Origin of the sequence: Xanthobacter dioxanivorans, assembly GCF_016807805.1 — a bacterium.
Taxonomy (GTDB): Bacteria; Pseudomonadota; Alphaproteobacteria; order Rhizobiales; family Xanthobacteraceae; genus Xanthobacter; species Xanthobacter dioxanivorans.
The window spans coordinates 5,835,060-5,861,693 of sequence record NZ_CP063362.1 but is presented as its reverse complement, the minus strand read 5'-3'; the positions used below and the strand labels follow the sequence as shown (position 1 = coordinate 5,861,693).

At 69.5% G+C, this 26,634-nt stretch carries 24 protein-coding genes and 1 pseudogene; 17 read left to right on the top strand and 8 right to left on the bottom strand.

Annotated elements, in window-relative coordinates; genetic code table 11:
* Positions 1–52: 52 nt before the first annotated feature.
* From EZH22_RS27280 to EZH22_RS27245, 7 genes and pseudogenes are all read right to left on the bottom strand, one after another.
* Entirely contained in the window at positions 53–613 is a 561-nt protein-coding gene (locus EZH22_RS27280; RefSeq protein ID WP_203193481.1) for a TIGR02444 family protein, read from the bottom strand.
* Positions 614–644: 31 nt separating this feature from the next.
* Positions 645–2,129: a UbiD family decarboxylase gene (locus EZH22_RS27275; protein ID WP_203193480.1), complete on the bottom strand. Its 1,485-nt coding sequence runs from the start codon at positions 2,127–2,129 to the stop codon at positions 645–647.
* A gap of 53 nt (positions 2,130–2,182) precedes the next feature.
* Positions 2,183–2,950, bottom strand: coding sequence for an ABC transporter permease (locus EZH22_RS27270; RefSeq protein ID WP_203193479.1), 768 nt, complete (start codon positions 2,948–2,950; stop codon positions 2,183–2,185).
* Complete coding sequence (locus tag EZH22_RS27265) at positions 2,950–3,741, bottom strand: ABC transporter ATP-binding protein (RefSeq protein ID WP_203196799.1); 792 nt, start codon at positions 3,739–3,741, stop codon at positions 2,950–2,952. Before EZH22_RS27265 ends, EZH22_RS27270 begins: the two co-directional genes overlap by 1 nt.
* A gap of 94 nt (positions 3,742–3,835) precedes the next feature.
* The gene (locus EZH22_RS27260) at positions 3,836–4,885 is read right to left on the bottom strand and encodes an ABC transporter substrate-binding protein (protein WP_203193478.1); all 1,050 of its coding nucleotides are present in this window, start codon (positions 4,883–4,885) and stop codon (positions 3,836–3,838) included.
* 352 nt (positions 4,886–5,237) lie between these two features.
* Positions 5,238–6,348, bottom strand: a pseudogene (locus EZH22_RS27250) (NADH:flavin oxidoreductase/NADH oxidase).
* Between the two features lie 186 nt (positions 6,349–6,534).
* The gene (locus tag EZH22_RS27245; RefSeq protein WP_203193476.1) at positions 6,535–7,476 is read right to left on the bottom strand and encodes a LysR family transcriptional regulator; all 942 of its coding nucleotides are present in this window, start codon (positions 7,474–7,476) and stop codon (positions 6,535–6,537) included.
* A gap of 158 nt (positions 7,477–7,634) precedes the next feature.
* On the opposite strand from EZH22_RS27245, the gene EZH22_RS27240 reads away from it, so the two are divergent.
* The 9 genes from EZH22_RS27240 (at position 7,635) to atzD (ending at position 17,162) form a co-directional block, all read left to right on the top strand.
* Positions 7,635–8,402 carry a cysteine hydrolase family protein gene (locus tag EZH22_RS27240; protein WP_203193475.1) on the top strand — a complete coding sequence of 256 codons (768 nt, stop codon included), beginning with the start codon at positions 7,635–7,637 and terminating at the stop codon, positions 8,400–8,402.
* 21 nt (positions 8,403–8,423) lie between these two features.
* Positions 8,424–9,464 carry an ABC transporter substrate-binding protein gene (locus EZH22_RS27235; protein ID WP_203193474.1) on the top strand — a complete coding sequence of 347 codons (1,041 nt, stop codon included), beginning with the start codon at positions 8,424–8,426 and terminating at the stop codon, positions 9,462–9,464.
* A 174-nt stretch (positions 9,465–9,638) separates the two neighbouring features.
* Positions 9,639–10,430 (top strand): SDR family NAD(P)-dependent oxidoreductase, encoded by a 792-nt coding sequence (locus EZH22_RS27230; protein WP_203193473.1) that lies wholly within the window; start codon positions 9,639–9,641, stop codon positions 10,428–10,430.
* Between the two features lie 10 nt (positions 10,431–10,440).
* The gene (allB, locus tag EZH22_RS27225; protein ID WP_203193472.1) at positions 10,441–11,895 is read left to right on the top strand and encodes an allantoinase AllB; all 1,455 of its coding nucleotides are present in this window, start codon (positions 10,441–10,443) and stop codon (positions 11,893–11,895) included.
* On the top strand, positions 11,892–12,710 hold the full coding sequence (locus EZH22_RS27220; protein WP_203193471.1) for an ABC transporter ATP-binding protein: 819 nt from the start codon (positions 11,892–11,894) through the stop codon (positions 12,708–12,710). Before allB ends, EZH22_RS27220 begins: the two co-directional genes overlap by 4 nt.
* Positions 12,707–13,510 carry an ABC transporter permease gene (locus EZH22_RS27215; protein ID WP_231711175.1) on the top strand — a complete coding sequence of 268 codons (804 nt, stop codon included), beginning with the start codon at positions 12,707–12,709 and terminating at the stop codon, positions 13,508–13,510. Before EZH22_RS27220 ends, EZH22_RS27215 begins: the two co-directional genes overlap by 4 nt.
* Positions 13,511–13,564: 54 nt before the next feature.
* The gene (locus EZH22_RS27210; protein ID WP_203193470.1) at positions 13,565–14,605 is read left to right on the top strand and encodes an ABC transporter substrate-binding protein; all 1,041 of its coding nucleotides are present in this window, start codon (positions 13,565–13,567) and stop codon (positions 14,603–14,605) included.
* A complete protein-coding gene (locus tag EZH22_RS27205; RefSeq protein ID WP_203193469.1) occupies positions 14,602–16,053 on the top strand; it encodes an amidohydrolase family protein in 1,452 nt (483 codons plus the stop codon). The genes EZH22_RS27210 and EZH22_RS27205 overlap by 4 nt, the downstream gene beginning before the upstream one ends.
* Before the next feature lie 2 nt (positions 16,054–16,055).
* Positions 16,056–17,162: a cyanuric acid amidohydrolase gene (gene atzD, locus EZH22_RS27200; protein WP_203196797.1), complete on the top strand. Its 1,107-nt coding sequence runs from the start codon at positions 16,056–16,058 to the stop codon at positions 17,160–17,162.
* A gap of 19 nt (positions 17,163–17,181) precedes the next feature.
* Here atzD and EZH22_RS27195 read toward each other — a convergent pair whose 3' ends face one another.
* A complete protein-coding gene (locus EZH22_RS27195) occupies positions 17,182–18,828 on the bottom strand; it encodes a dihydroxyacetone kinase subunit DhaK (RefSeq protein WP_203193468.1) in 1,647 nt (548 codons plus the stop codon).
* A gap of 205 nt (positions 18,829–19,033) precedes the next feature.
* On the opposite strand from EZH22_RS27195, the gene EZH22_RS27190 reads away from it, so the two are divergent.
* From EZH22_RS27190 to EZH22_RS27155, 8 genes are all read left to right on the top strand, one after another.
* Positions 19,034–19,855, top strand: coding sequence for a GntR family transcriptional regulator (locus tag EZH22_RS27190; protein WP_203193467.1), 822 nt, complete (start codon positions 19,034–19,036; stop codon positions 19,853–19,855).
* Positions 19,856–19,955: 100 nt separating this feature from the next.
* The gene (locus EZH22_RS27185) at positions 19,956–21,134 is read left to right on the top strand and encodes an ABC transporter substrate-binding protein (RefSeq protein ID WP_203193466.1); all 1,179 of its coding nucleotides are present in this window, start codon (positions 19,956–19,958) and stop codon (positions 21,132–21,134) included.
* A gap of 27 nt (positions 21,135–21,161) precedes the next feature.
* Positions 21,162–22,115 carry a ferritin-like domain-containing protein gene (locus EZH22_RS27180; protein ID WP_203193465.1) on the top strand — a complete coding sequence of 318 codons (954 nt, stop codon included), beginning with the start codon at positions 21,162–21,164 and terminating at the stop codon, positions 22,113–22,115.
* Position 22,116: 1 nt separating this feature from the next.
* The gene (locus EZH22_RS27175) at positions 22,117–23,052 is read left to right on the top strand and encodes a hypothetical protein (protein WP_203193464.1); all 936 of its coding nucleotides are present in this window, start codon (positions 22,117–22,119) and stop codon (positions 23,050–23,052) included.
* Between the two features lie 211 nt (positions 23,053–23,263).
* Entirely contained in the window at positions 23,264–24,145 is an 882-nt protein-coding gene (locus EZH22_RS27170; protein ID WP_203193463.1) for a branched-chain amino acid ABC transporter permease, read from the top strand.
* A gap of 4 nt (positions 24,146–24,149) precedes the next feature.
* Positions 24,150–25,148 (top strand): branched-chain amino acid ABC transporter permease, encoded by a 999-nt coding sequence (locus tag EZH22_RS27165; protein WP_203193462.1) that lies wholly within the window; start codon positions 24,150–24,152, stop codon positions 25,146–25,148.
* Positions 25,145–25,921 carry an ABC transporter ATP-binding protein gene (locus tag EZH22_RS27160; protein ID WP_203193461.1) on the top strand — a complete coding sequence of 259 codons (777 nt, stop codon included), beginning with the start codon at positions 25,145–25,147 and terminating at the stop codon, positions 25,919–25,921. The genes EZH22_RS27165 and EZH22_RS27160 overlap by 4 nt, the downstream gene beginning before the upstream one ends.
* A complete protein-coding gene (locus EZH22_RS27155) occupies positions 25,914–26,627 on the top strand; it encodes an ABC transporter ATP-binding protein (protein WP_203193460.1) in 714 nt (237 codons plus the stop codon). Before EZH22_RS27160 ends, EZH22_RS27155 begins: the two co-directional genes overlap by 8 nt.
* Positions 26,628–26,634: the final 7 nt, after the last annotated feature.

Genomic DNA, 26,634 nt, shown 5'->3' with positions numbered 1-26,634 from the left:
ACTGTCCTCCTTCCCGCATCGCCGGGCGCGCGGCGCGGCCGCATGCTCGTGCTCACGTTCGACCACGCACGGCCGCGATGAGGCGCGCCATGGCCTCGGCGGCCCAGGGCTGGCCCGCCGTTGCCGCGGCGGGCATCGCACGCAGCATCACCTGGAGATTGTGCTCCGCCGCCTCCGCCGAGGGCGCGGTCGTCGCCGTCCATCGCCCGTCGGCGGCCAGCCGGGCGAGGGTGTCCAGCTCGATCCGCTCGGCGGAAAGCTCAATCGCCTTGACCGTCTCGCGCAGGGCCTCGGTCGCGGCGGTGGGCGCCGGATACGGCCCGGCCTTCAGGCGGCGGCGCACCGTGCGCAGGGCGCCGACGACCTCGCCGTGCCAGTCGCCGACGAGATCGGAGGCGCGCTCCATCTCCTGCGCCGACAACAGCACGCCGCGTTCCGCGCCGAGCCAGAGCACGAAGAGCAGCAGCGGGATGTTGGCGCGGGCGCGGTCCTGCAGCGCGAGGCAGGCCTCGCTTGCGCCCGGCCCGGCATAGACCGCCAGCGCGAAGGCCCACAGGGCGTCGGCGAGGCCCGGGCCGGGCTCCGGCGATATCGGCAAGGCATCCTCGCCCATGGACTCCTCCGGCGCGGGCCGCGACGCGCGGTCAGTCGAGGCCGTACTCGGCCCAGCGGTCGATCACAAGCTGCTCGTCGGCGGCGGATGGTTCCACCGTGGGCGGGAAGCGCTCGTTGTTCCATTCCGGCCGCCGCTGGAACTTCCAGCTGCGCGTGGCGTCCACCAGCACGCGGTTCCAGGTGCCGGAGCCGAGCTGCTCCACGTTGCGCTCCTCCAGCGGCGTGCTCGGATCGAGCGCGTGGCCGAAGGTTTCGGGAAAGATGGTGATGCCGCCGTGGCCCGCATTCACGCGGTAGGCGATGGCCCAGTCCATCTGCTGGTAATTGGTCACGTCGATGTCGTGCTCGAACACGAAGACATGCTTGTAGCGGCCCTGTCCGGCGCTGTTGCCCCACAGGGCGTTGGCGACCTGCTTGGCGTGGCCCTGGAACTGCTTCTTGATCTTGATGTAGATGTTGATGCCGCAGGTGACCGGATCGGCATAGACGTCAAGCACCCCGGGCACGCCGTTGGAACGCAGGATGTTCCAGGCGATGCCGGCGCGCTGGGCGGAGGAGATCACCGCATTCTCGCTGTAGGAGCCCGGCATGTTGCCCTCTTGCGTGCCGCGCAGGATGGGATCGTCGCGGTGGGTCACGCAGGTGACGGCGATGGTGGGGCGGGGCGTCGGCAGGTCCGAGACGTAGCCGGTGAACTCCGCGAACGGCCCCTCGGTCTCGTAGCTCGCCGGATCGGGATCGATGAAGCCCTCGATGACCATCTCGGCGCTGGCCGGGACCTCCAGGTCCACGGTCTCGCACTTCACCACCGGCACCGCCGCGTCGCGATAGGCGCCGAGCACGTCGAACTCGCAGACCCCGGCGGGCAGGGGGCTGCCGGCGAGAAAGCCCATGATCGGGTCCCAGCCGATGACGCAGGCCACCGGCATCTTCTCGCCGCGGTCGGCATATTTCGCGAAGTGCTGGCCCCAGTGCTGGCCGCCCTTGATGAGCAGGGTGGGAATGGAATTCTTCTTGCCCACCATGCCGCGATAGATGCCCACGTTCTGGACGCGGGTGTCAGGATCGCGCGTGACGATGCAGGCATAGGTGTTGATGTAGCGGCCACCTTCCAGATAGTGCCATTTCGGCACCGGGAATTCGAGCAGGTCGACCGCGTCGCCGAGCACGATGTTCTCCTTCACCGGCCCGGTGGGGACCAGAACCGGGGGGATCTGCTCCTGGTTCTTCTTCATCACGTACTGGACGATCTCGGCATTGGTCGCGTCCTTCGGGAAGCCGAGGGCGAGCGCCAGCCGCTTGCGCGTGCCGATGCCGCCGGAGAACACCTTGCGGCCGCGGGCGTTGCCGTAGTCCTTGATGTTCTCGAACAGCAGCGCCGGCCCCTCGCGCTCAAGGACCTTGCGCGAGATGGTGCCGATCTCCCGGTCCCAGTCCACCTGGGCGGTGATGCGGCGCACCTCGCCCTCGCGCTCGAGCAGCTCAATCCACTGGCGCAGATCCATACAGCCCATTTCGATCCGCCTTCCGCATTGCCAATTGTGATCAGGTGAAACGGCGGACCGCGTCAGGCGGGGCGCCAGGGAAGCAGCCAGCGTTCGGCCTCGTCGAGCAGGAGCGTGAACGCGAAGCCGAGGAAGGCGATGATGAACAGGCCCACATACATGGTCTCCACGTCCATCAGCTGCCACGCGTTCCAGATCATGTAGCCGAGTCCGCTGGTGGCCCCGACCATCTCGGCGATGGAGATCAGGATCAGGCCCATGCCGACGCCGAGTTTGATGCCGGTGAGGATGAACGGGGCCGCCCCGGGCACGGCGATGGTCTTGAACGTCTGCCATCGGCTCGCGCCGAAGTTGTTGCCGACGTCGAAGTAGATCTTCGGGATCTGCTGCACGCCGGTCACGGAATTCATCAGGACCGGATAAAAGACCCCCATCGCCACCATGGCGATCTTGGAATTCTCCTCCAGCCCGAAGATCAGCAGCACCAGCGGCAGCAGGGCGCTCTTGGGGATCGGATAGGTGGAGGCGACGAGCGGGTTGAAGAAGAGCCGGAAGGGCTTCGACAGGCCCATGACGATGCCCAGCACCAGCGCCGGCAGGCCGCCGATGACGAAGCCCCAGAACAGGCGCCTGAGGCTCACGCCGATATTGGTCCACAATTCCCCGGTCCCGGCGAGTCGCATGAACGTCGCCAGGATGCTGGTCGGCGCCGGGAAGAACATGCCGCTGATGAAATGGAACCGGACCAGCCCCTCCCAGACCAGCAGCAGGAGAAGCGGCGAGAGAATGCCGATGACCCGGTCGCCGTGACGCTCCAGCAGCGAGGGCATCAGTGCGACGCCTTGCGCGCGAGGTCCACTTCGGCCCGCAGGTAGCCCCAGATGGTGAAGACCAGCTCGCCGAACTTCGGGTCCCGCCGCAATTCCAGGATGTTGCGCGGCCGCGGGAAGTCGATGTCGACGATCGCCTTGATGCGTCCGGGGTGCGCGGTCATGACGACGATCTGGTCGCCGAGGGTCACCGCCTCGTCGACGCTGTGGGTGATGAAGATGACGGTCTTCTTGTGCTCTTCCCAGATCCGCAGCAGCTCTTCCTGCAACAGGACCTTGTTCTGCTCGTCGAGCGCCGAGAACGGCTCGTCCATGAACAGGACTTCCGGATCGTTGGCGAAGGCCCGCGCGATGGACACGCGCTGGCGCATGCCGCCGGAGAGCTGGTGCGGATAGTAATCGGCGAAGCGGCGCAGCCCCGTCCGGTCGAGATAGTGGGAGACGACGTCCTTTATCTCGGCCCTGCCGGCCCCGCGCATCTTCAGGCCATAGGCGGCATTGTCCCAGACCGTCATCCAGGGAAAGATGGAGTCCCCCTGAAACACCATGGAATTGAGCGGTTTGCGCGGGTCCTGCCGGGCAATGTGGAAATTGCCGGAGGACTGCTGCTCCAGGCCGGCCACGATGCGCAGCAAGGTGGTCTTGCCGCAGCCGGAGGGCCCCACCACCACGCAGAACGTGCCCGGCGCGATCCGGAGGGACACGCTGTCGAGGGCCGTGACGGTTCCCGACCGGGACGAAAACACCTTGCTGAGGCCGTCAATGGAAATCTTTGGCGCGTCCGTCCGCATCGGGGTCACGGTGTCCTTGCTTGGCGGCCTCGCTCGGGGGCCCAGGCGACAGGTTCACTCGACGGCTTGCGCGGCGGCGGGCCCCGCCGGGCCGCTATTTGGCCGGGACGTAGGGGCCGAGGGCCTTGACCGCCGCTTCCATGAACGAGGTGTCGAGGGCGTCCTCGACCTTCACCTCGGCGGCGACGAGCTTCATCTCCTTGTAGAAGGCGAGGTCCTTGTTCAGGCTGTCCATGTTCAGCCGGCCGTTGGGGTCCACCCCGTTGGGCGTGGCCTCGCGATAGATCTGCGGATCCTTGACCTCGGAGCTGGTGACCATCATCTGGATCAGCTCTTCGGCATTGGGCCCGGCGAGCCGGCCGTCCTTGCAGGCGTCGTTGTAGAAGCGCACGCCCTTCAGGTAGGCGATCATGAAGCGCTGGGCCACCTCCTTGCGCTCCTTCAGGAACTTGCCGCTGCACAGGAGCGGCGCGACGTTCTGGATCGGGTAGAACAAATCGGAGGGAATGCGCACGGCGACGCCCATCTTGCGGGCGCGGGTTGAGGACGGCTCGGTGACGATGGCGGCGTCGATCGCCTTGTTCTGGAGCGCGGCGGCCATGTCCGGATAGGGCATGTTGTAGACGTGGGTGGCGTCGTCGTACTTCAGCCCGCCCTTTTTCATCGCCTCGTTCAGGGTCGAGCCCGGCGCGCCGGCCTTGCCCGCCTCGGCGACGCGGAAGCCCTTCAGGTCCTCGAACGACTTGTAGCGGCCGGAATCCACATGGTCCTGGCGGACGAGGAGCGCCATGTAGCAATAGCCGGGCATGTTGGAGGACTTGTCGGCGGCGATCTTGATGTCGATGCCGCGCGCCACCGCATTGTAGAGCCCGGCGGAGGTCGCGCCCGCCGCAGCGTCCACCTGGCCCGCCCCGAGCGGCGCGACCAGCTGCGAGCCCGCCTGGAACGCCGCGGGGACGATGTTGATGCCCTGGTCCTTGAAATAGCCCTTGTGAATGGCGGCGAAGAAGGACCCGTCGCTCACCGATCCCGGGATCCCGAGGGTGACGCTGTCCAGGCCCTGCGCGCGGGCGGAGGAGATCACGGCGGGGGATGCGATGAGGCCGGCACCCAGCAACTTCAAGGCGGTACGTCGCGTCTGCATGAGCCCCTCTGGGTTCGCGGGCGAGCAGCCTTTTGGCAGGCATTTGATGTTATTGAAAAATTATACCGCGCGGGAGCAGCGGATTTAGAGCCAGCAGATTTAAAAAGTGTGGGGCCAGTAGGCTTATGCGCCCGTGCGGCCAGTACGGGCGATCACGCCGGGGCGCCGGCCGGCGCAAAATACTAGTCAAATACGTGAAATAATGAAAGATTTTCTTGGCCGCGCCGGCGCCTCCATCGCCGGACGACGGGCCGGCGCGCCTGTATCCGTTCGCGCCGGCGCCGATTGTCTCGGCCGGCGCATGCGCGGGGGGCGGAAGACCGTCCCCTGCGCCAGCCGGCGCCGGCCCTGGTCAGCGGCCGCCGCTTATCGTCTCGCCGAACAGCGCGCGGTGGCCGGAGGGCTGGCAGCGCCAGTATTGCCGCGGGGCGTCCACGCTCGCGCCGAGCTCGGCGGCGGCGTGCCAGGGCCAGCGCGGGTCATAGAGGATGCCGCGCGCCAGGGCCACGAGGTCGGCCTGGCCGGCGGCGACGATCTCCTCCGCCTGCGCCGCCCGGGTGATGAGGCCGACGGCCATGGTGGGCAGCCCCGTCGCCGCCTTCACCGCCGCGGCGAAGGGCACCTGGTAGCCGGGGCCCAGGGGGATCTTCTGGTGGGGGAAACCCCGCCGGAGGAGACGTCGATGAAGTCCGCGCCGCGGGCCTTCAGCGCGTGCGCGAGGGTCAGGGTCTGGTCGAGGTCCCAGCCCCCGTCCACCCAGTCCGTGGCCGAGACGCGCATGCCCACCGGCCGATCGTCCGGGAAGGCCGCGCGCACCGCGTCGAAGACCTCCAGCGGAAAGCGCATGCGGTTCTCCAGCGAGCCGCCATAGGCGTCCGTCCGCCGGTTGGCGAGGGGGAGAGGAATTGGTGCAGCAGATAGCCGTGCGCCCCGTGGATCTCGATCACGTCGATGCCGAGCCGCGCCGCGCGTCGCGCCGCGTCGGCGAAGGCGGTGCGGATGCGGTCGAGCCCGGCCGCGTCGAGTTCCTGCGGCGCCGCCTCGCCGTCCTTGTGCGGGACGGCGGAGGGCGCGAAGGGCGGCCATCCGCCGTCGGCGGGCGATAGCAGCGCGCCGCCCTCCCAGGGGGCGCGGCTCGAGGCCTTGCGGCCGGCATGCGACAATTGCATGCCCAGGGCGATCGGCGAATGGGCCCGCACGGCGGCGAGAACCGGCGCGAGGGCGGCCTGCGTGCGCTCGTCCCACAATCCGAGATCGTTCGGGGTGATGCGCCCCTCCGGCACCACCGCCGTCGCCTCGGTGAACAGCAGCGCGGCGCCGGAAAGGGCGAGGTGCCCGAGATGGATCATGTGCCAGTCCGAGGCCGCGCCCGCGTCCGCCGAATACTGGCACATGGGCGAGACGACGATGCGGTTGCGCAGCCGGGTGCCGCGCAGCTCGAACGGGGAGAACAAGGCGCTCATGGAGGTCTGCCTGTGGGTTGAAGGACATGGCCATCGTGCAGGCGCGCAGGATAGATCGGATCGCGCCCCGGGCGATACGCCGTCCCGGTCCGCATCATCCCGCCCGGATCGGGCCTCCCGAACGGATCGGGAACGCCGTCGCCCGGCCGACGGGGATGCCCCCGTGCCCGCCGCGGCGGCCGGAAATCAGGCCTTCCGGTCGCCCCGCTCCGCCGCCGCGACCGGCGATCCTCCCAGGGCCCGGAGGGCCGCCGCCAGGTGCTCGACGAACTGGGCGCCGGCGAGGGGCAGGTTGCGGTCCCGCAATTGCCCGAGCAGCAGGTCCGCCGGGTTGAGGTCCCGGCTGTCGATCCGGCGGACCACGACGCCCGCGGGCACCGCCTGCGGCAGGGCGCCGATCTCGATCTGGAACGAGATCATCCCGCCATGGGCGACGAGGCCGCGCAGCAGCTCGAAGGAATTAGCCTCCGCCGCCACGGAAAAGCGCAGCCCCGAACGCGCGATGGATTCCTCGATGAGCTGCCGGCCCCCCAGCGTGCGCTCGGGCAAGGCGAGGGGATAGCCGGTGCAGTCGGCGAGCCGGAGCTGCTCGCGGGCGGCCAGCGGATGGCCCGCGGGCAGAAGCGCCACCAGGCGCTGCGGCACGCTCATGAGGGGCCGCAGCCGGGCGATGAAAGGAGCGCGGAAGACCAGCACCAGGTCCACCTCGTAGCTCGCCAGCAGCTGGATGGCGCGCTCGTGATCGGCGACGGTCACCTGAAAGCCGATGAGGGGATAGCGGGCGCGGAAAAGGCCGATCTGGCGCGGCATGAAATCGTGGGCGAGGGCCTGGCTGCAGGCGATCTTCACCGTGCCGCGCTTCAGGCCGCGCAGGTCCTCCAGCTGCTCGCGCATGCGCTCGGCATCGCCGAGCTGCTCGCGGATGTAGCGCACGAACACCTCGCCGGCCGTGGTGAGGTGCACGCCCCGGGGCCGCCGCTCCAGGAGCTTGGCGTCGAGCTCGTCCTCGAGGTCCATGATCCGCCGGTTGAGGGCGGACGGCGTGACGTTGAGCTTCTGCGCCGCGCCGCGGATGGAGCCGCAACGCGCCACCTCGTCGAGATATCGCAGGACTCTCAGGTGCCGCACGCCGCCAAGCCCTCCGCTCACCCGCCCGTTGTAGCTTTTTAGGCTACGATCCGCACGGAAATTGGCAATAGATCTCTTCACTCGTCCGTCATAGCCTTGGGTCTCGAAGGGGGCTGGCGCATTGTGACGATGCCGCCAGGATCCCGGCGAGAGCCTCCATGACCGCACCTTCCCGCCCGCCGCAGTCCGCACCCGCCGGGCCGGTCCTCAGCCTTGCACGGAAGGTTCCCGCGCCCCGGCCGGCCACCTTCGCGGCCATGCCCGCCCCGGTGGAGCTCGACCTGGCGCAGACCGCCCTGGTGGTGGTCGACATGCAGAACGATTTTCTCCATCCCGACGGCTGGTTCCCTCAGGCCGGGGTGGATGCGGCGCCGCTCACCGCCATCATCCCGCAGGTGCGTGCGCTGGCGGATGCGGCGCGCGCCGCCGCGGTGCCGGTGATCTGGGTCAACTGGGGCGTGCGCGCCGACCGGGCGGAGTTGCCCGACCCGGTGCTGCTGAAGGCGGCGGCCGGCGGCACGCGGCCGGTCTATGCCGATCCGTCCCCCAGCGGGCGCGGGCGCATCGTGGTGGCGGGGGAGTGGGGCGCGCAGGTGGTGGACGAGCTCGGCGCGCGGCCGGACGACCTCCTCGTCTACAAGCATCGGCTCTCGGGCTTCTTCGACAGCGAGCTGGATTCGGTGCTGCGCAACCGCGGCATCCACACGCTGGTGTTCGCCGGCATCAACATCGACCGCTGCGTGTTCTCCACCCTCTGCGACGCCGCCTTCCTCGGCTATGGCGTGGTGCTGGCGGAAGACGCCACGGCAACCCCGTCCCCCGACTTCGTGCGCGAGGCGATCCTCTATCTCGTCCGCCTGCTCTACGGCGCCACCTGCCGGAGCGCGGACCTCATGGCCGTGCTCACCAAAAAAGAACCTGCCTGACCTCAGAAGGGACCCCTGACGATGACGTGGACCGCCTTCCTCCGACGCACCGCCGCCGGGCTTGCCACCGGCCTCGCCCTCGGCGCCCTCGCCACCGCCCCGGCGCTGGCCGAGACCAAGCTCAAGATGGTGCTCAACTGGAAGTATCAGGGCCCGCAGGCCATGTTCTTCCTCGCCCAGGACAACGGATACTTCAAGGCCGAGGGCCTCGACGTCACCATCGACCAGGGCAACGGCTCCGGCGCCGCCGTGCCGCTGGTGGCCAACGGCACCTATGACGTGGGCTTCGGCGACATCAATGCGCTCATCGAGCTGGTCGCCAAGAAGCCGGAAGACGCGCCCATCGGCGTCTACATGGTGTTCAACCAGCCGCCCTTCACCATCGCGGTCAAGGCGGACGGCCCGTTGAAGACGCCGCAGGACCTGGTGGGCAAGACGCTCGGCGGCGCGGCCAATGACGGGGCGCTGAAGCTGTTTCCCGCCTTCTGCAAGCTCGCCAAGATCGACTGCTCGGGCATCAAGATCACCAACATGCAGCCCAACCTGCGCGAGCAGATGCTGATGCAGGGGCAGGTGGACGGCGTGTTCGGCTACGTGAACACCATCCGCTTCTCGGCCAAGCTCATCGGCGTGGACGACGACAAGCTCCGCTACATCAATTACGGCGACTACGGCATGGATCTTTATTCCAACGCCATCATCGTCTCGGCCAAGCTGGCGAAGGAGAATCCGGAGGCGGTGAAGGGCCTGGTGCGGGCCATCAACAAGGGCCTCGCCGACATGATCAAGGACCCCAAGACCAGCATCGCCTCGGTGCAGAAGCGCGAGCCGCTGATCAAGCCGCAGGTGGAGCTGGAGCGCCTGGAGGCCACCGTCCGCGCCGAGATGAACCATCCCGAGATCGCCAAGATCGGCCTTGGCGCCATCGATCCCGAGCGGATGAAACAGGCCATCGACATCCTGGTGGATGCCAACAAGCTGCCGACCACGCCGAAGGTGGACCAGGTGTTCACCCCGGCCTTCCTGCCGCCCCTCGCCGATCGCCTCACCAAGCTGTTCTGAGCCACCCGCCCTCTCGCGTCCTCCCCCCTCCCCTTGTGGGGGAGGGGCCGGGGGTGGGGACCCTCTCACCCCGACCCTCTCCCGCGAGGAGAGAGGGAGATCCTCTTCCTCCCGCTCCTCGCGCAGGGCCGCAGGCAGACCGACATCCCGCGAAGACCGCACCGGAAAACACCCATGGACCTCAACCTCAAGGATCGCGTCGCCTTCATCACCGGCCCCGCCAAGGGCATGGGCGCGGCGGTGACCCGCGCGTTCGCGGCGGAAGGCGCCCGCGTCGCTCTGGTCGGCCGCGACACCGGCGCCATCGCCCCCATCGCCGACGAGCTGCGGGCCCAGGGGACCGACCTCCTCGTCGTCGCCTGCGACCTCACCGACGCGGCTGCCTGCGAGAAGGCCGCCGAAGCCACCGTCGCGGCGTTCGGCACCATCGACATCCTGGTCAACATCGCCGGCGGCTCCGGCCCCATCGGCAAGACCGGGGTCGAGACCACGCCGGAGGAGTTCGACGACATCGTCACCCTCAACATGAACGGCTGCTTCCACACCATGCGCGCCTGCCTGCCGGTGATGATGGAGAAGCGCTACGGCAAGGTGGTGAACGTGGGCGGCACCTTCGGCATGCGCGGGCGGGCCGGGCGCATGGCCTACTCGGCCTCCAAATGGGGCCTGCGCGGCATCACCAAGAGCTTCGCGCTGGAGGTGGGCCAGCACAACATCAACGTGAACTGCGTCGCCCCCGGCATGGTGGACGGCCCGCGCTTCCGCGAGAAGGTGTGCGCCGACATGGCGCAGAAGCTCGGCATCACGGTGGAGGAAGCCATGCAGCGCCACGCCGCCGACTATGCCCTGCGGCGCGTGACCACCGACGAGGACGTGGCCAATGCCTGCCTGTTCCTCGCCAGCGACGTCTCCCGCCAGCTCACCGGCGTCGACATGCCCGTCGACGGCGGCTGGGCCATGCTCTGAGGAGGATGAGATGACACACGCCGACCAGGTGCCCGTCGCCGACCTCGTCATCCATGGCGGCCGCATCGTCACCGCCGACACCATCTTTCCCGCCTCCATCGCGGTGCGCGACGGGCGGATCATCGCGGTGGGCACCGCCGAGGCCATGCCGCCGGCGCGCGAGACCTTCGATGCGCAAGGCCTGCACATCCTGCCCGGCGCCATCGACGTGCACGTGCATTTCCGCGATCCCGGCTACACCCACAAGGAAGACTTCGAGAGCGGCACGGCCTCGGCCGCCTTCGGCGGCGTCACCACCGTGTTCGACATGCCGAACACCCTCCCCACCGTGGCGGATGCCGCCTCCCTGTCCGCCAAGCACGCCATCGCATCCGCCAAGGCCCATGTGGACTACGGCCTTTATGCGGTGCTGGGCGAGGACAGCATCGGCAAGGTGCCGGAGCTGATCGAGGCCGGAATCATCGGCTTCAAGCTCTACATGGGCAACACCTTCGGCCGCATTCCCTCGCCCTCCACCGGGGCCATGCTGGAGGCGTTCGAGGTGGTGGCGCCCACCGGCAAGCGGGTGTCCCTGCATGCCGAGACCAATTCCATCATGGAGCGGCGGCAGGCCCAGCTCACCGCCGCCGGGCGCACCGACGCCCTCGCCCATCTCGCCTCCCGCCCGGCCGTGGTGGCGGTGGAGGCGGTGGCCCGCGCCGCCATCCTCGCCGAATGGACCGGCGCGCGCATCCACATCCTGCACATCTCCTCCGCCGCCGAGCTTGGCCCCCTGCGCGACGCCAAGGCCCGCGGCGTGGACATCACCGGCGAGACCTGCCCGCATTATTTGATGCTGGGGGCGGAGGATTATGCGCGCTGGGGCGGCATCATCCGCGTCAACCCGCCGGTGCGCGAGGCGGCGAACCAGGGGCCGCTCTGGGCGGCGCTCGCCGACGGCACCATCGACATGATCGCCACCGACCACGCCCCCCACACGCCGGAAGAAAAGACCCGCGCCGACATCTGGAGCGTGGATTGCGGCTTCCCGGGCGTGGAGACCCAGATGCCGCTGATGCTCACCGAGGTGGCGAACGGGCGCTATTGCCTCACCGATTACGTGCGCTGGAGCGCGGTGAACCCGGCCAAGGTCTGGGGCCTTTATCCCCGCAAGGGCGTGATCCAGGTGGGGGCGGACGCGGACCTCGCCTTCGTCGACCTGGAGCGCGCCTGGACCCTCCGCGACGGCGAGCTGCACTCGCGCTCCAAGGTCTCGCCCTGGGACGGGCGGGCGGTGAAGGGCCTGCCGGTGCACACCATGGTGCGCGGCCGCTTCGTGGTGAAGGACCGCGCGCTGATGGCCGACACGAAGGGCTTCGGCCGCTCGGTGCACGCCCTCCAGCAGATGCCGGTGCCGCAGCCGAGGCACCTGGACGAAACCATCGCCGCCGCGGTCGCGGCCTCGCCTCCGGGGGTGGCGGCATGACCACGCGCGCCGAAGCCTTCGTCGAGCTGCACGACGTCACCCTCAGCTACGGGCGCGGCGCTTCCCGCGTCGATGCCCTCGCCACCACCGCGCTGCGGGTCGGATCGGGGGATTTCGTCGCCCTGGTTGGTCCGTCCGGCTGCGGCAAGTCCACCATCCTGAAGCTGGTGACGGGCCTCATCCGCGCCTCCACCGGCTATGTCTACGTGGCCGGGCGCGAGGTGGGCGCCGAGCCGGTGCGGGTGGGCATGGCGTTCCAGAACCCCACCCTCCTGCCGTGGCTCACCATCCGCGACAACGTGATGCTGCCGCTGAAGATCGTCCCGCCGTTCCGGGCCGAATACCGCGCCAAGCGCAAGACCGAGTTCCGCGACCGCGCCGACGCGCTTTTGGAGCAGGTGGGGCTGAAGGGCTTCGCCGACCGCTTTCCCTGGCAGCTCTCCGGCGGCATGCTCCAGCGCGCCTCCCTGTGCCGCGCCCTGGTGCACGATCCCCAATTGCTGATGCTGGACGAGCCGTTCGGCGCGCTGGACCAGTTCACCCGCGAGGAGCTGTGGGCGATCCTCCAGGACCTCTGGCTCACCCGCAAGCCCACGGTGCTGCTCGTCACGCACGACCTGAAGGAGGCGGGATACCTGGCCAACCGGGTCTGCGTGATGCGGGCGCGTCCCGGCGAGATCATCGAGGATTGCCCGGTGGACTTCGCCCGCCCGCGCACCATCGACATGACCTACACCCCCGATTTCGTCTCTCTCACCCAGCGCCTGCGCGAGCTCATCGTCTCCGCGCGCGGCGGCACGGAGCTGGCCTCATGAGCGCGCAGGACGAACCCGAGAGCCGCTTCAGCCCGCGCATGCGCCGCCGCATCGCCTCGGTCTCCGTCATCGTCGGCTTCTTCGTGGTGTGGGAGGTGGCGTGCATTCTCTTCCATGTGAAGGAGATCGTGCTGCCGCGCCCGACCCAGGTGGTGGGCGCCCTCATCACCTACGCCCCGGCCATCTGGCCGCATGCGATCCAGACGCTCTCCACCACGCTGGCCGGCTTCGGGCTCGGCATCCTCGCCGGGGTGTTCCTCGGCGCGCTCATCGGCTCCTCGCGCCTGGCCTATGATGCGGGCTACCCGCTGCTCATCGGCTTCTCGTCCATCCCGAAGGTGGCGCTGGTGCCCATCTTCGTCCTGTGGTTCGGCGCGGGCACCGTTCCGGCCATCCTCACCGCCATGATCATGAGCATGTTCCCCATCGTGGTGAACGTGGCGGCAGGCCTTGCCACCACCGAGCCGGAGCTGGAGGACGTGATGCGCGCCTGGCGGGCGAGCAAGCTCGACATCCTCATGAATGTCGGCCTGCCGCGCACCATGCCTTACTTCTTCGCCTCGCTGAAGGTGTCGGTGACGCTGGCCTTCGTCGGCGTGGTGATCGCCGAGACGGTGGCCTCCAACCGGGGCATCGGCAACCTCATGATGATCGCCTCCTCCTCCTTCGACGTGCCTTTGGTGTTCGCCGGCCTGCTCATCCTCGCGGTGATGGGGGTGAGCCTGTACGCCATCTTCTCGGTCATCGAGGGGCGGGTGACCGGCTGGGCCAAGCGCAAGGACGAGCTGGCCCTGGGCTGAGCCCGGCTCCGCCCGCCACACCTGATCAAAAACCAGAACCTCCGGAGTAGGACCATGAAACGATTGGTTGTAAGCGCCTTGGCCCTGCTCCTGGCGGGCGGCGCGGCGCTGGCCCAGCAGCCGGCGAAGGCGGAGCCCACGAAGATCCGCTTCACCCTCGACTGGAAGCTCCAGGGCATCCACGCCTGGTACTTCTGGGCCAAGGAGAAAGGCTATTTCGCCGCCGAGAACCTGGACGTCACCATCGACCAGGGCGAAGGCTCCGCCACCACGGTCACGCGCATCATGTCGGGGGTGTACGACGCCGGCTTCGGCGACATGAACGCCATCATCCAGAACGCGGCGACCCGGCCGGCCGAGACGCCGGTCATGGTCTACATGCTCTACAACAAGGCGCCGTTCGCTCTGCTCACCAAGGCGGACAGCAAGATCACCGCCGTGAAGGACCTTGCCGGCACAAGGCTCGGCACGCCGCCCGGCGGCGCCTCGTTCAAGCTTCTGCCGCTGCTGGCGAAGGCCAACGGCGTCGATTATGCGAAGATCGCCATCACCAACGTGGCGCCGAACCTGCAGGAGCAGATGCTGCTGCAGGGGCAGGTGGACACCATCGCCATCTTCACCGCCACCAGCTACATGAACCTCGTGGCGCTCAAGCTCGATCCGGACAAGGACTTCCGCTGGATCTTCTATTCCGACGCGGGGGTCGACCTCTATTCCAACGGCATCATGGTTTCCCCCAAGCTCGCCAAGGAGAAGCCGGACGCCGTGAAGGGCCTGCTCAAGGCCATCAACCGCGCCATCAAGGAGGCGGTGGCCGATCCCGACGCCGCCATCGCCCTGCTCGCCGCGCGGGAGCCGCTGATCAACAAGGACATCGAGAAGCGCCGGCTGATCTATGTCTATTCCTCGCTCATCGACACGCCGGAGGCGCGCGAACTGGGGCTCGGCGACATCAGCGACGCGCGGCTCGCCGCCGCCATCACTTTGATCGCCGACGCCTTCGAGCTGCCGCGCAAGCCGGCGCCGGCCGAGGTGTTCGACCGCGCCTTCCTGCCGCCCAAGGCCGACCGCATGCCGCCGCAGGTGGGCAAATGAGCGATACCCGCGTTCTCGCCTGCGCCCATCTCCTCGCCGATCCCCGCGGCGCGGCGGCGGGGGCCTCGCGGATCACCATCGCCGACGGGCGCATCGCCGCCGTCACCCCCGATGCGGCGCCGAGCGAGGGCGACCGGCTGCTGGTGATGCCGGCGCTGGTCAACGCCCACGACCACGGCCGCTCGGTGCGCTCCAGCTCCATCGGCGCCGCCGGCCAGCCGCTGGAGGCGTGGCTGCATTATCTCGCGCTGTTCCCCTCGGTGGATCCCTATCTCGGGGCCGCCGTCGCCCTCGGCCGCAGCGCTTTGGGCGGGGCCGGGGTGGTGATGATGCACTACACCCGCGCCCAGGGCTTCACCGACCTGCCCGGCGAGGCGCGGGAGGTGGCGCGCGCCGCCCGCGACGTGGGCGTGCGCGTCGGCTTCGCCGTCTCCATGAAGGACCGGAACCCGCTGGTCTACGGGCCGAGCGAGCCGCTGCTGGCGGAGATCCCGGAGCCGGCCCGCGACGCGCTTGCCCGCCAGTTCCTGCGCACGCCGCTGGAGCCGAAGGCCTTCATCGAGCTCGCCGACGCGGTGGCCGAGGCGGCGGGCGGCCCCGGCTTCGACGTGCAGTACGGCCCCAACGCGCCGCAATGGTGCAGCGATGCGCTGCTGGAGGCGGTGGCCGAGGCGTCCGCCCGCACCGGCCGGCGCGTGCATATGCACCTTCTGGAAACCCGCTACCAGCGGGCGTGGGCCGATGCCACCTATCCCGAAGGCGTCGTGAAGCATCTCGATGCCATCGGCCTGCTCTCCGACCGCCTCACCTTGGCGCATTGCGTGTGGGCGCGCCCGGACGAACTGGCGCTGCTGGCGGAACGCGGCGTGACCATCGTCAGCAACGCCTCGTCCAACCTGCATCTGCGCTCGGGCATGGGACCGGTGGCGCAGATGAAGGCCAAGGGCTGCCGGGTGGCGCTGGGCGTGGACGGCAAGGCGCTGGATGAGGATGACGACGCCCTGCGCGAGCTGCGCCTCGCCCATCTCCTGCACCTGGGCACCGGCTTCAAGGCCTCGGTGACCCGCGCGGACATCCTGGAGATGGCGCTGGTCAACGGCCGCCGGTCCGTCACCGGGAGCGGGGAGGGCGGCACCGTTTCGCCCGGCGCGCCGGCGGATCTGCTGGTGCTCGACTGGGATCGGCTGGAGGACGACCGGCTCCGGGACGATCTCGATCCCATCGAGCTCCTGCTCACCCGCGCCACCGCCCATCACATCCGCGAACTCATGGTCGGCGGCCGCACCGTGGTGCGGAACGGCGCCCTCATGGGCCTCGATTTCCCCGCCGCCCGCGCCGACGTGCTCGCCCAGATGCGCGCCGGCATGGCCGCAAAGGCCGGCCTCTCCGCCGCCATGCCGGCCCTCGACGCCGCCATGGCCCGCCACTTCGAGCCGGGATGCTGCTGACCATGCCCGTGGCCAAGGTTCATCGCATCAGCGCGGCGGCGCCGGACGACGTGTCCGGCATCGAGGCCGCCATCGCTTCCGGCGCCATCGCGCCCGCCGGCATCCGCGCCATCTTCGGCAAGACCGAGGGCAATGGCTGCGTCAACGACTTCTCCCGCGGCTTCGCCGTCCAGTCGCTCCAGCTGCTGCTGCGCCGGCACCTGGATGACGCGGCGGCGGATGCGGTGTGCCTGGTCATGTCCGGCGGCACCGAGGGCGGCATGGCGCCCCACTGGCTGGTGTTCGAGCGGGCCGAAGGGCCGGAGGCGTCCGCCCCGGGCGCCGCGGCCCTTGCCATCGGCAGCGCCCATACGGCGGATCTGCCGGCCGATCAGCTCGGCCGCATGGGGCAGGTGGCGCAGGTGGCGCAGGCCGTGGGCCGCGCCATGGCGGACGCCGGGATCACCCGTCCCGAGGACGTGCACTTCGTGCAGGTGAAGTGCCCGCTCCTCACCCTGCCGCGCATCGCGCAGGCGCGGGCGGGCGGGGCCGAGGTCGCCACCACCGACACGCTGAAATCCATGGGCCTGTCGCGCGGGGCGAGCGCGCTCGGCATCGCCGTGGCCCTGGGCGAGATCGGCATGGACCGGATCACCGACGCGGCGGTCTGCGCCGACCTCGATCTGTGGTCCGGCCGGGCGAGCTGTTCCAGTGGTATCGAGTTGGTGGGTCACGAGGTGGTGGTGCTGGGCATGTCGGCGGCATGGTCCGGCCCGCTTGCCATCGACCATGCGGTCATGGGTGACGCCATCGACGTCGCCCCGGTGCGCGCCGCGCTGGCACGGCTCGGAGCCGACGCCGACACCCTGACGACACCGGCCGACACTCCCCTTGTCGCCTTGCTCGCCAAGGCCGAGGCGAGCCGCAGCGGCCGCATCCGCGGCCATCGCCATACCATGCTGGACGACAGCGACATCTCCTCCACCCGCCACGCCCGCGCCTTCGTGGCCGGGGCGCTGGCGGGCCTGGTGGGGCGCACGGAGATCTATGTCTCCGGCGGCGCGGAGCATCAGGGCCCCGATGGCGGCGGCCCGGTGGCGCTGGTGGTCCGGCGCGCCGAGCCGACCTGAGGCCGGCGGGGCTCAGCCATCAGGACGGCGCGGTGGAGCGCTTCGCCAGCGCCTCCATGACGCGAGCGACCGCCTCGGCGCCGGGGTCCACCACCCCCGCGAGGTCGGCCGCCGACAGGTAGCTCGATCGGCCGGCGCGGGCGGATGTCATCGCCGCAGTGGCGTTCGCACCGGCCCGCGCGGCGAGGGCGGCGGCGGCAAGGCCCGCACCGTCGGCGAGCGCGCGGACGGCCGGCAGCAGCGCGTCGATCATGGTGCGGTCGCCCGGCGCCGCGCCGCCATAATGCTGCATGCGCCCGGCGCCGGCGCGGAGCGCCATGGCAACGCTGTCGCCCCGCTTCAGCGCGACGCCGGCGGCCGCGGCGAAGATGGACAGAAGGACCCCGCTCGACCCGCCCATCACCCGCGAGAGCCGCTCGGCGACGGCCTCGCACAAGGCGGCCGGATCGGCGAGCGGGAGGAGGTCGAGGTCGGCCCCAACCTTGCGCGCGGCGGCGGCGAAGGTGGAGCCGGTGTCGCCGTCGCCGACCCGGGCGTCCAGGGCGTCGAGATCGTGCTGTGCGGCGATGAGCGTGTCGCAGATGGTTCGGATGAGCTTGCGCGCCGCCGGGTCGGCGGAGGCCGCGACCACCCGCGCCTGGAGCCGGCGCGAGGGCTCGATGACGGTGATCGCTCCGGGCGTCCGCGCCGCCGGCCACGCCGGCACGGCCACCGGCGCGGTGAGCCAGGCATGGCGTGAATCATCGAGTGGCATCAGGGAGATGGAGAAGCCGCGCATGTCGAGTGCGGTCACTGCTCCTGCGGGTCCGAGCACCAGCTCGATGCGTGGTCCGACGGGGCTCAGCAGGATCTCGCGCAGCACGATGGAAAGCTCCAGCGCCGGCGCGCCGCCGAGGTTGTTGAGGAGGAGGGCGAGCCGGGGGGCCTCCCGCACATCGGCGCCGAAGCGGCCGATCATGTCGGCCACCAGCCGGGCCGCGCCAGGCAGCACGATGCGCTCCAGCCCCGGCTCGCCATGGATGCCGAGGCCGAGCTCGGCATGGCCGTCCTCCATCCGCGCCTCGGCGGGCCGGCCGGGAATGGAGCAGGTCGCGGTGGCGACGCCGAGCGACTTCACCGCCCCCGCCGCATCCTTGGCCCTGCGGGTGACTTCGGCCAGCGGCAGGCCGGCGGCGGCGGCAAACCCCGCCGCCTTGTGCACGAAGACGGTGCCGGCGATGCCGCGCGGGCGGGGATTGTCGGGCAAGGCGATGTCATCGCCGACGATCACCATCTCGACATCAAGGCCGAGGGCGCGGGCGCGCTCGGCGGCGAGCCCGAAATTGAGCCGGTCGCCGCCATAGTTCTTGACGATGAGCAGGCACCCCGCCGGCCCGGTCACGGCGAGAATGGCGGCCAGCACCGCGTCCACCGTGGGTGAGGCGAAGACCTCGCCGCAGACGGCGGCATCGAGCAGGCCCTCGCCGACGAAGCCGGCATGGGCCGGCTCGTGCCCCGACCCGCCGCCCGAGATGACCGCGACCCGATCCGCCGGCCGGTCGGTGCGCACCACCACCTTGATTTCCGGATAACCGTCGAGCCGCGCGAGGCGTCCGCCCGAGCCGAGGATGAGGCCGTCGATGGCGTCGGAAACAAGGGTGTCGGCGGAATTGAAGAAGTGCTTCATCGCGGATTTCCGTCTTGGGCGTTCCGGCGACGACCTTATCCGGCCCCGCTGTCGCATCCCAGAGACGGAGCGCTCACGCGAGGGAGCGGCGGGGTGTCCCGTCGATCCGGCCCCGGAGGATTTGGTTGCTGAAAAACGCAGTTGTATAAATGTAGGAATGATCATACATTCCTATAAGCAGTCATTCAGAGGCAGGCTCCACGCCATGTCCGATCCCGCGACGAGCGTTCCGGTTCCCGACAGCGAGTGGTCTTTTCCGCCGCTCGACCGGGCTTCGCCCCTGCCGCTCTACGCGCAGATCAAGCAGCGGCTCATCGGCATCATCCTGAAATGGGAGCAGGCGGACCGGCGTTTCTATTCGGACGAGCAGCTCTGCACCATGTTCGGCGTCAGCCGCGACACCGCCCGCCAGGCGGTGGCGGAACTGGTGCAGGAGGGGCTTCTCACCCGCAGCCGCGGCCTTGGCACGTTCGTCGCCGTGCGCAAGCTGGAAGAGCGCTTCAATCCCGGCATGGACTTTCTCAATCAGTGGGCGGCCACCGGCATGCCCATGCAGGCGAGTGTGCTCGCCTTCGAGCGGGGGCCGGCGGACGAGGCCGTGGCGGCGACGCTGGAGGCCGAGGCCGGCCTGCCGGTGCTCTTCATCAAGCGCCTGCGCACCGCCGCGCGCGTGCCGCTGGCCGTGGATTATCGCTACGTCCCCGCCGACCTTGTCACCGACTGGACCGAGGAGGCGGTGCACGATTCGCCCCTTCACCGCCTCTGGCAGAAGGTGGACCTCAAGACCGGCGATTTCACCATCGAGGCCGGCATCGCCGGTCCCGAGGAGGTGGAATACCTGCATCTCACCCCCGGCGCGCCGGTGCTGATCCGCACGCTGCGCTATCGCGAAGCGGGCGGGCGCTTGGTCATGTGCGGCCATACCGTCCATCGCGCCGATCTGGTGCGCTACTCGCTCAGCGTGCCGCTATCCCGCGGCGGCAGTTCCGTTCCGGACATCGACCGCAGCGGCGTCCACGACGACTGACCGCCCATCGCGCTTTCCATCACGAGTTTCGGACGGGGCGCGGTGTCGCCCGATCATCGGTCAACAGGGCGCCGACGCGCCCTTCTGGAGGGGGCTTAAGATGCATTTCGGACGACGCAGCTTCCTGAAGATGGTGCCCGGCGCCGCCCTCGCGGTTTCGGGCGTGGGCGCAGCCGGCATGGCCCGGGCCGCCGAGGGGCCGATGCGCATCGGCTCCATCCTCTCCGTCACCGGGCCCGCGGCCTTCCTCGGCGAGGACATGAAGGCCGGCCTGGAACTGGCGATGGACGAGTTCAACGCCGCCGGCGGCCTCGGCGGCCGCAAGATCGAGTGGACCTACTACGATGCGGAAAGCCAGACCCAGAAGGGCATCTCCGCCACCCGCCGCCTGATCAGCCAGGACAAGGTGGACATGATCCTGTCCGGCGGCAACATGAGCGGCATCGCGCTGGCCATGGCGCCCATCGCCAACGGCGCCAAGGTGCCCTTCATCTCCTCCGAGGGGGCGCTGGCCATCGTCACCCCGGTCGCCGAGCGCCAGTACGTGTTCAAGGCCACGGTGGACGACGGCGACGTGCTGGAGCGCATCGCTGACTACCTGGACAAGAAGAACATCAAGAAGGTTGCCCTGCTGGCGGACACCTCCGGCTTCGGCCAGGGCGCGGTGGCGCAGATGAAGATCGTCGGCCCCAAGCGCGGCCTCGATGTCATCTACGAATCCTTCGCCCCCTCCGACACCGACATGATGCCCCAGCTCACCCGCATCCGCGACAGCGGCGCGGAAGCCATCATCGCCTGGACGGTGACCCCGGCCGGCGTGGTCTTCCTCAAGCAGGCGATGCAGCTCGGGCTCGACAACAAGACGCTGATCCACAGCTATGGCTTCGTTTCCGCCGACTACATGAAGCTCGCCGGCGAGGCGGCCAAGCCGCTGCTGCTGGCCTCCCTGAAGCTGCCGGTGGGCGACCAGCTGCCGGACAAGGACCCGCTCAAGCCCGGCATCCTCAAGCTGATGAAGGACTACGAGGCGCGCTTCAAGCGTCCGCCGAGCATCTATGCGGCCGAGTCCTATGATGCCGCGCTCCTCGCCCGCGAGGGGCTGAAGAACGTGGGCGGCGATCTTTCCAAGCTGCCGCAGGGCATCGAGCAGATCAAGAATTTCCCCGGCATCAGTGGCGTGTTCACCTTCTCGCCGGAGCGTCATTCGGGGCTGTCGAAGCAGGACATCGTGCTCGTCAACTGGCGTGATGGCCGCTTCAACCTCGTCGACTACGACTGATCGACATCCAGACCGGAGGAACAAGCCATGGCCCTTTCGCGTGACATGTCCGCCGAACAGGCGTTCGAGGTGGTCCAGACGCTGCTGGACGCGCCGGAAGACCGCTTTCCGCTGACCTTCAATTCCGACCTTCCGCGCATCCGCGAGCTGTTCCACGCCGCCACGCGGAACCAGTGGGATCCCAAGACTGACGTGGACTGGGACCAGCTCGACCCCTCCAGGTATACCGATGAGCAGCGCTACGCCGCCCGTCTCTACTGGAGCCGGCGGGCGTGGAGCGAGTATGGCGCCATCTCGGAGAGCCCGGCTTTGCAGGTGCGCTTCGGGGTGGAGAACCGCCCGTCCGACATGCAGCTGTTCTTCACCATCCGCTCGCAGGAGGAGGCGCGCCACGCCGAGGCCTGTCACGCCATGGCGGAGAAGCTCGGCGGCTACATCGACAAGCCGGTGCAGGAGCTGTTCGAGGGCTCGGTCTCCACCCATGGCGTGCGCCGCGCCGCGCTCAATGCCGAGGTGCCGCTGGAAGGCATCATCGCTGCCCTGGTGTGCACGGCGGAGGAGATCGCCTTCGACGTGTTCAAGCACCTGAACGACGTGACGCACGATCCGGTGGCCAAGCAGATCGTGCGCTACATCATGCGCGACGAAAGCCGGCACTGCGCCTTCGGCTGGTATTTCCTCGAGGCCATCTGCGACACCCTCTCGCCCGAGCAGAAAAAGATGATCGAGGACTCGGTCATCACCATGATGGAGAAGGTGGAACTCAACGGCTACCACAGCGCCTGGCTCGCGCCGGAGAACCCGGCCTCCCGCGCCGAGGTCGAGGCGGACCGCGTCACCTACGAGGCCGGCCTCGGCTCCACGGTGGAGGAGATGGAGAAGCCGGTCTTCATCGCCACCGTCCAGCGCATCCGCGACCAGATGCGCACGCTCGGCATCAACCTGCCGCCCTTCAGCCACCCGAAGCTCGGGACCATCTGAGATGCCGCTCCATGCCGTGAGGGCAGAGCCCTCCCTGCCGCCGCTGCGGCTGCTCGTCGAGCGGCGCTTTCCGCTCGAGATGAACGTCACCCTGCCGCAGATCCGCGACCTCTACGACACCGGCAAGGCCGGGCGCTGGAACCCGCATCGCGACGTGGACTGGGGCGCCCTCGCTCCGGAGGGCTATCCCGAGCCCGTCCGTGAAGCCGCGCGCCGCACCTGGAGCCGCCGGGTGTGGACCGAGTCCACCGGCCTTACCGAAACGCCGGCCCTCATCGTGCGCTTCTGCATGGAGGTGGGACGGGAGATCGATCCCAAATTCTACCTCACCACCCGCAACACCGAGGAAGCCTGGCACGTGGAGTGCTTCGACCGCCTCGCGGAAGGCTTCGGCGGGCGCATCGCGCGCCCGGCCGCGCCGGCTTACGAGGCGGTATTCAACCGGCACCTCCACCGTCGGGTGATGGGCGCCGGCCAGATGCTCGACGCCTATGTGGCCGCCCACGCGGCGTTCGAGGACGGGCTGGAGCTGGAGCTGGCGCGGGCGTGGCGGGCGCATGCGTCCAACCCCGCGGTCCAGGGCGTGCTCGACCATGTGATCGCCGACAAGGAACGCCATGCCGCCTTCGGCTGGCTCTACCTCGCCGCCCGGGCGGAAGGCTGGAGCAAGGACGAGCGCGAAACCATCGCATCGGAGCTTTGCGACTATGTGCGCGACGTGGTGCTGAAGGGCTACCACTGCCCCTGGCTCGCCCCGGAGCTGGCCCGGGCGGAAGCCGAGGCCGACGCGATCGTCGCGGACGCGGGGCTCGGCGGCGCGCCGCGCGCGGCGGAGGAAGACGCGCTGGCGACCTATGCCGGCAATGCGCGCACCCGGCTCGCCGAGCTCGGCATCACCCTGCCGGCGTTCGAGACCAACCGCATGCGCAGCTTCTGATCCGGCCAGAGGACCCGTTCGCGCGAACGGGCAGCAAGGGGGCATCACCCTTCACGGCCGGGACTGTCCCGGCCATCCGCGCGGCTCCGCCGGGGGCAGCCCTGATCCCTCCGGCGCAGGCAATGGGTGGATGGCCGGGACCCTTTCACACCGCCTCCCGCAGGGGAGGCGCCGCACAGCTCCAGAAAGAAGCCCGCGAGAGAGCCCCTTGATGCAGACCGGATCCGCACTCCTCCAGGTCCTCGTGTCCGGCATCGGCACGGGGGCCGTCTATGCCCTGGTGGCACTCGGCTTCAACGTGGTGTTCAAGAGCACCGGCGCCATGAACTTCGCCCAGGGCGAATGGGTGGTGATGGGCGGCATGATCACCGCGCTGCTCATCGGCACCTTCTCCGGCATCGGCCTCGCGGTGGTGGCGGCGGTGGTGCTGGTGGGCGTGGTGGGCCTGCTTTCCGAGCGGCTGGTGGTGCGCCCCCTGCGGCGGCCGGATGCGCTGGTGATCACCCTTGTCACCATCGGCCTCTCCATCCTCACCCGCAGCCTCATCATGCTGGTGCTGGGCAAGAAGCCGGTGGGCTATGCCGGCTTCTCCGGCAACACCACCCTCTCCCTCGGCGGGGTGAGCATCCAGGCGCAGACCCTGTGGATCATCGCCATCACGCTGGCCTTCCTCGCGGTGATGCACGCCTTCTTCGAGCGCTCCATGCTGGGCAAGGCCCTGCGCGCCGCGGCGGCGGACCGGGAGGCGGCCTCCATCGTCGGCGTGAACGTGCAGGGCACCATTCTCGTCTCCTTCGGCATCGCGGCGCTGGCCGGCGCGCTGGCGGGGGCCATCGTCACGCCGCTGACGTTGGCCTCCTACGACCAGGGCGCCATGTTCGGCTTCAAGGGTTTCAGCGCCGCCATGCTGGGCGGGGTCGGCAGCCTGCCGGGGGCGGTGGTGGGCGGGCTGGCGCTGGGGCTGCTGGAGGCGTTCGGCAGCTTCTACATCTCCTCCGACTTCAAGGACGCCATCGCCTTCGCCGTGCTGCTCCTCATCCTGTTCGCGCGGCCCTCCGGGCTGCTCGGGCGGGCCGACATCGTGAAGGTTTGAGGCGATGGCGACCTTCGACGTCCATCCCGCCGAGATGCAGTCCGCGGCGCCGGCCCGCCGCCTCTCGCAGCACGGCCGGCTGGTGCTGGTGTGGCTTGTGCTCGCGACGGCGCCGTTCCTGTTGCCCAACGCCTATTGGGTTTCCCTCGCCAACCTGGCGCTCATCAACCTCATCCTCATCGCCTCGCTCAACCTGCTCATGGGCTATGGCGGGCAGATCTCGCTCGCCCATGCCGGCTTCTTCGGCCTCGGCGCCTATGCGAGCGGCATCCTCAATGTGAAGTATGGCATCAGCCCCTGGATGGGCCTGCCGGCGGCGGCGCTGGTGGCAGGGCTGGGCGCGCTCCTCATCGGCATTCCGGCGCTGCGGCTACGCGGGCACTACCTCGCCATGGCGACGCTCGGTTGGAACGCCATCCTCGTCGTGTTCTTCACCCAGTTGGTGGATCTCACCGGCGGGCCGAACGGCCTGCTCGGGGTGGCCCCCTTCTCCCTCTTCGGCCACGCCCTCGACACCGAGATGAAGGTGTTCCCGCTGGTCTGGGCGGTGGCCTTCCTCGTCATGCTCGCCATCCTCCACCTGCTTCGCTCGCGGGTCGGCCGCGCGGTGCGGGCGGTGGCCACCAACGAGCTCGGCGCCGAAGCCGTGGGCATCGATAGTTTCCGCACCAAGCTCGTCGTCTTCGTGCTCAGCGCCGCCATGGCGGGGGTCGCCGGCAGCCTCTACGTGCACGTGAACCAGTATGCCTCGCCGGAGACCTTCGGCATCGCCCCCTCCATCATGCTGCTGGTGATGGTGGCCATCGGCGGGGCGGGCACCTTCTTCGGCCCGGTGCTCGGCGCCATCGTCTACACCGCGGTGCCGCAAGTCCTGCTCGACTACGAGGATGCGGAGCTGATGCTGTTCGGCCTGGGCATGCTGGTGGTGCTCATTCTCTTCCCGGGCGGCCTCGCGGGCATTCCCGCGGCAATCGCCCGCGCGCTGCGGAGGAAGGCGTCATGAGCGCGACACTGCTGGAGGTTACCGGCCTTACCTGCCGCTTTGCCGGCGTCACCGCCGTCGCCGACCTGTCCTTCCAGGTGAAGGCCGGGGAGATCAAGGCGGTGATCGGCCCCAACGGCGCCGGCAAGAGCACGCTCTTCAACATGATCGCCGGCGTGACCCGGCCGAGCGAGGGCGCCATCTTCCTCGACGGCGCGCGCATCGATCCCCTACCCACCTTTGAGCGGGCCCGGCGCGGCATCGCCCGCACCTTCCAGAACCTGCAGATCTTCCGCGAGATGACGGTGCTGGAGAACGTGATGGTCGGCCGTCACCTGGTCGGTCGGGCGACGACACTCACCGCCATGCTTCGCACCCCCGCCGTGCGGGCGGAGGAGCGGACCATGGCCGAGGCGGGCATGGCGCTGCTGGAGCGCTTCGGCCTCGCGGGCCGGGCGCACCAGCCGGCCGGGGCGCTCTCCTTCGGGCAGATGAAGGTGCTGGAGCTCGCCCGCGCGCTCGCCGGCGCGCCGCGCCTGCTGCTGCTCGACGAGCCCGCCGCCGGCCTGCCCCACGCCGAGGCGGACCGCATGGCGCAGACCATCCGCGGCCTCAACCGCGACGGCATGAGCGTGCTCCTGGTGGAGCACAACATGCGCATGGTCATGTCGCTCTCCCATGACATCCTAGTGCTCAACAACGGCCGGCGCATCGCCGAAGGCTCGGCGGACGAGGTCCGCAGCCATCCGGAGGTGCTCTCCGCCTATCTCGGCGAGGAGGTGGAGGATGCTTGAGGTCCGCAATCTGCGCTCCGGCTACGGCGCCACCGAGGTGCTGCACGCGGTCTCGCTCACGGTGAAGGCGGGCCAGTCCGTGTGCATCATCGGCGCCAACGGAGCGGGCAAGACCACGCTCCTGCGCACGCTCGCCGGCCTCATCCGCCCCACGGCGGGCCGCATCCTGCTGGCGGGGGAGGAAATCGTCGCCCTCTCCACCTCGGCGCGTCTCGCCCGGGGCCTCGCGCTGGTGCCGGAAGGCCGGCGCGTGTTCGCGCCCATGACGGTGGAGGAAAACCTGGAGATGGGTGCCTTCCGCCGCCTGTGGCCGCGTCGCGACCGAGGCGTGGCGCAGGATCTCGCCATGGTGTTCGAGCTGTTCCCCCGCCTGCAGGAACGGCGCCGGCAGGCGGCCGGGCTCCTGTCCGGTGGCGAGCAGCAGATGCTCGCCATCGGCCGCGCGCTGATGGGGCGGCCGCGCCTGCTGCTGCTGGACGAGCCGTCCATGGGCCTCGCCCCGCGCGTGGTGCAGGAGATCTTCGCCACCATCCGCCGCCTCAACGCGGAGGGCATGTCCATTCTCCTCGCCGAGCAGAACGCCAACATGGCCCTGCGCTCCGCCGCCCACGGCTACGTGCTCGCCGAGGGCGAGATCGTCCGCGCCGACGCCGGCGCCGTCCTCATGCGCGATGCCGGCGTCCGCGCCGCCTATCTCGGCCTGTGAAACCTCC

Bases quoted from the DNA above. Each gene is read 5' to 3' on its own strand.
- EZH22_RS27280 (WP_203193481.1), bottom strand. From the start codon at position 613: ATGGGCGAGGATGCCTTGCCGATATCGCCGGAGCCCGGCCCGGGCCTC.
- EZH22_RS27275 (WP_203193480.1), bottom strand. From the start codon at position 2,129: ATGGGCTGTATGGATCTGCGCCAGTGGATTGAGCTGCTCGAGCGCGAG.
- EZH22_RS27270 (WP_203193479.1), bottom strand. From the start codon at position 2,950: ATGCCCTCGCTGCTGGAGCGTCACGGCGACCGGGTCATCGGCATTCTC.
- EZH22_RS27265 (WP_203196799.1), bottom strand. From the start codon at position 3,741: ATGCGGACGGACGCGCCAAAGATTTCCATTGACGGCCTCAGCAAGGTG.
- EZH22_RS27260 (WP_203193478.1), bottom strand. From the start codon at position 4,885: ATGCAGACGCGACGTACCGCCTTGAAGTTGCTGGGTGCCGGCCTCATC.
- EZH22_RS27240 (WP_203193475.1), top strand. From the start codon at position 7,635: ATGACCGCACCTTCCCGCCCGCCGCAGTCCGCACCCGCCGGGCCGGTC.
- EZH22_RS27235 (WP_203193474.1), top strand. From the start codon at position 8,424: ATGACGTGGACCGCCTTCCTCCGACGCACCGCCGCCGGGCTTGCCACC.
- EZH22_RS27230 (WP_203193473.1), top strand. From the start codon at position 9,639: ATGGACCTCAACCTCAAGGATCGCGTCGCCTTCATCACCGGCCCCGCC.
- allB (WP_203193472.1), top strand. From the start codon at position 10,441: ATGACACACGCCGACCAGGTGCCCGTCGCCGACCTCGTCATCCATGGC.
- EZH22_RS27220 (WP_203193471.1), top strand. From the start codon at position 11,892: ATGACCACGCGCGCCGAAGCCTTCGTCGAGCTGCACGACGTCACCCTC.
- EZH22_RS27215 (WP_231711175.1), top strand. From the start codon at position 12,707: ATGAGCGCGCAGGACGAACCCGAGAGCCGCTTCAGCCCGCGCATGCGC.
- EZH22_RS27210 (WP_203193470.1), top strand. From the start codon at position 13,565: ATGAAACGATTGGTTGTAAGCGCCTTGGCCCTGCTCCTGGCGGGCGGC.
- EZH22_RS27205 (WP_203193469.1), top strand. From the start codon at position 14,602: ATGAGCGATACCCGCGTTCTCGCCTGCGCCCATCTCCTCGCCGATCCC.
- atzD (WP_203196797.1), top strand. From the start codon at position 16,056: ATGCCCGTGGCCAAGGTTCATCGCATCAGCGCGGCGGCGCCGGACGAC.
- EZH22_RS27195 (WP_203193468.1), bottom strand. From the start codon at position 18,828: ATGAAGCACTTCTTCAATTCCGCCGACACCCTTGTTTCCGACGCCATC.
- EZH22_RS27190 (WP_203193467.1), top strand. From the start codon at position 19,034: ATGTCCGATCCCGCGACGAGCGTTCCGGTTCCCGACAGCGAGTGGTCT.
- EZH22_RS27185 (WP_203193466.1), top strand. From the start codon at position 19,956: ATGCATTTCGGACGACGCAGCTTCCTGAAGATGGTGCCCGGCGCCGCC.
- EZH22_RS27180 (WP_203193465.1), top strand. From the start codon at position 21,162: ATGGCCCTTTCGCGTGACATGTCCGCCGAACAGGCGTTCGAGGTGGTC.
- EZH22_RS27175 (WP_203193464.1), top strand. From the start codon at position 22,117: ATGCCGCTCCATGCCGTGAGGGCAGAGCCCTCCCTGCCGCCGCTGCGG.
- EZH22_RS27170 (WP_203193463.1), top strand. From the start codon at position 23,264: ATGCAGACCGGATCCGCACTCCTCCAGGTCCTCGTGTCCGGCATCGGC.
- EZH22_RS27165 (WP_203193462.1), top strand. From the start codon at position 24,150: ATGGCGACCTTCGACGTCCATCCCGCCGAGATGCAGTCCGCGGCGCCG.
- EZH22_RS27160 (WP_203193461.1), top strand. From the start codon at position 25,145: ATGAGCGCGACACTGCTGGAGGTTACCGGCCTTACCTGCCGCTTTGCC.
- EZH22_RS27155 (WP_203193460.1), top strand. From the start codon at position 25,914: ATGCTTGAGGTCCGCAATCTGCGCTCCGGCTACGGCGCCACCGAGGTG.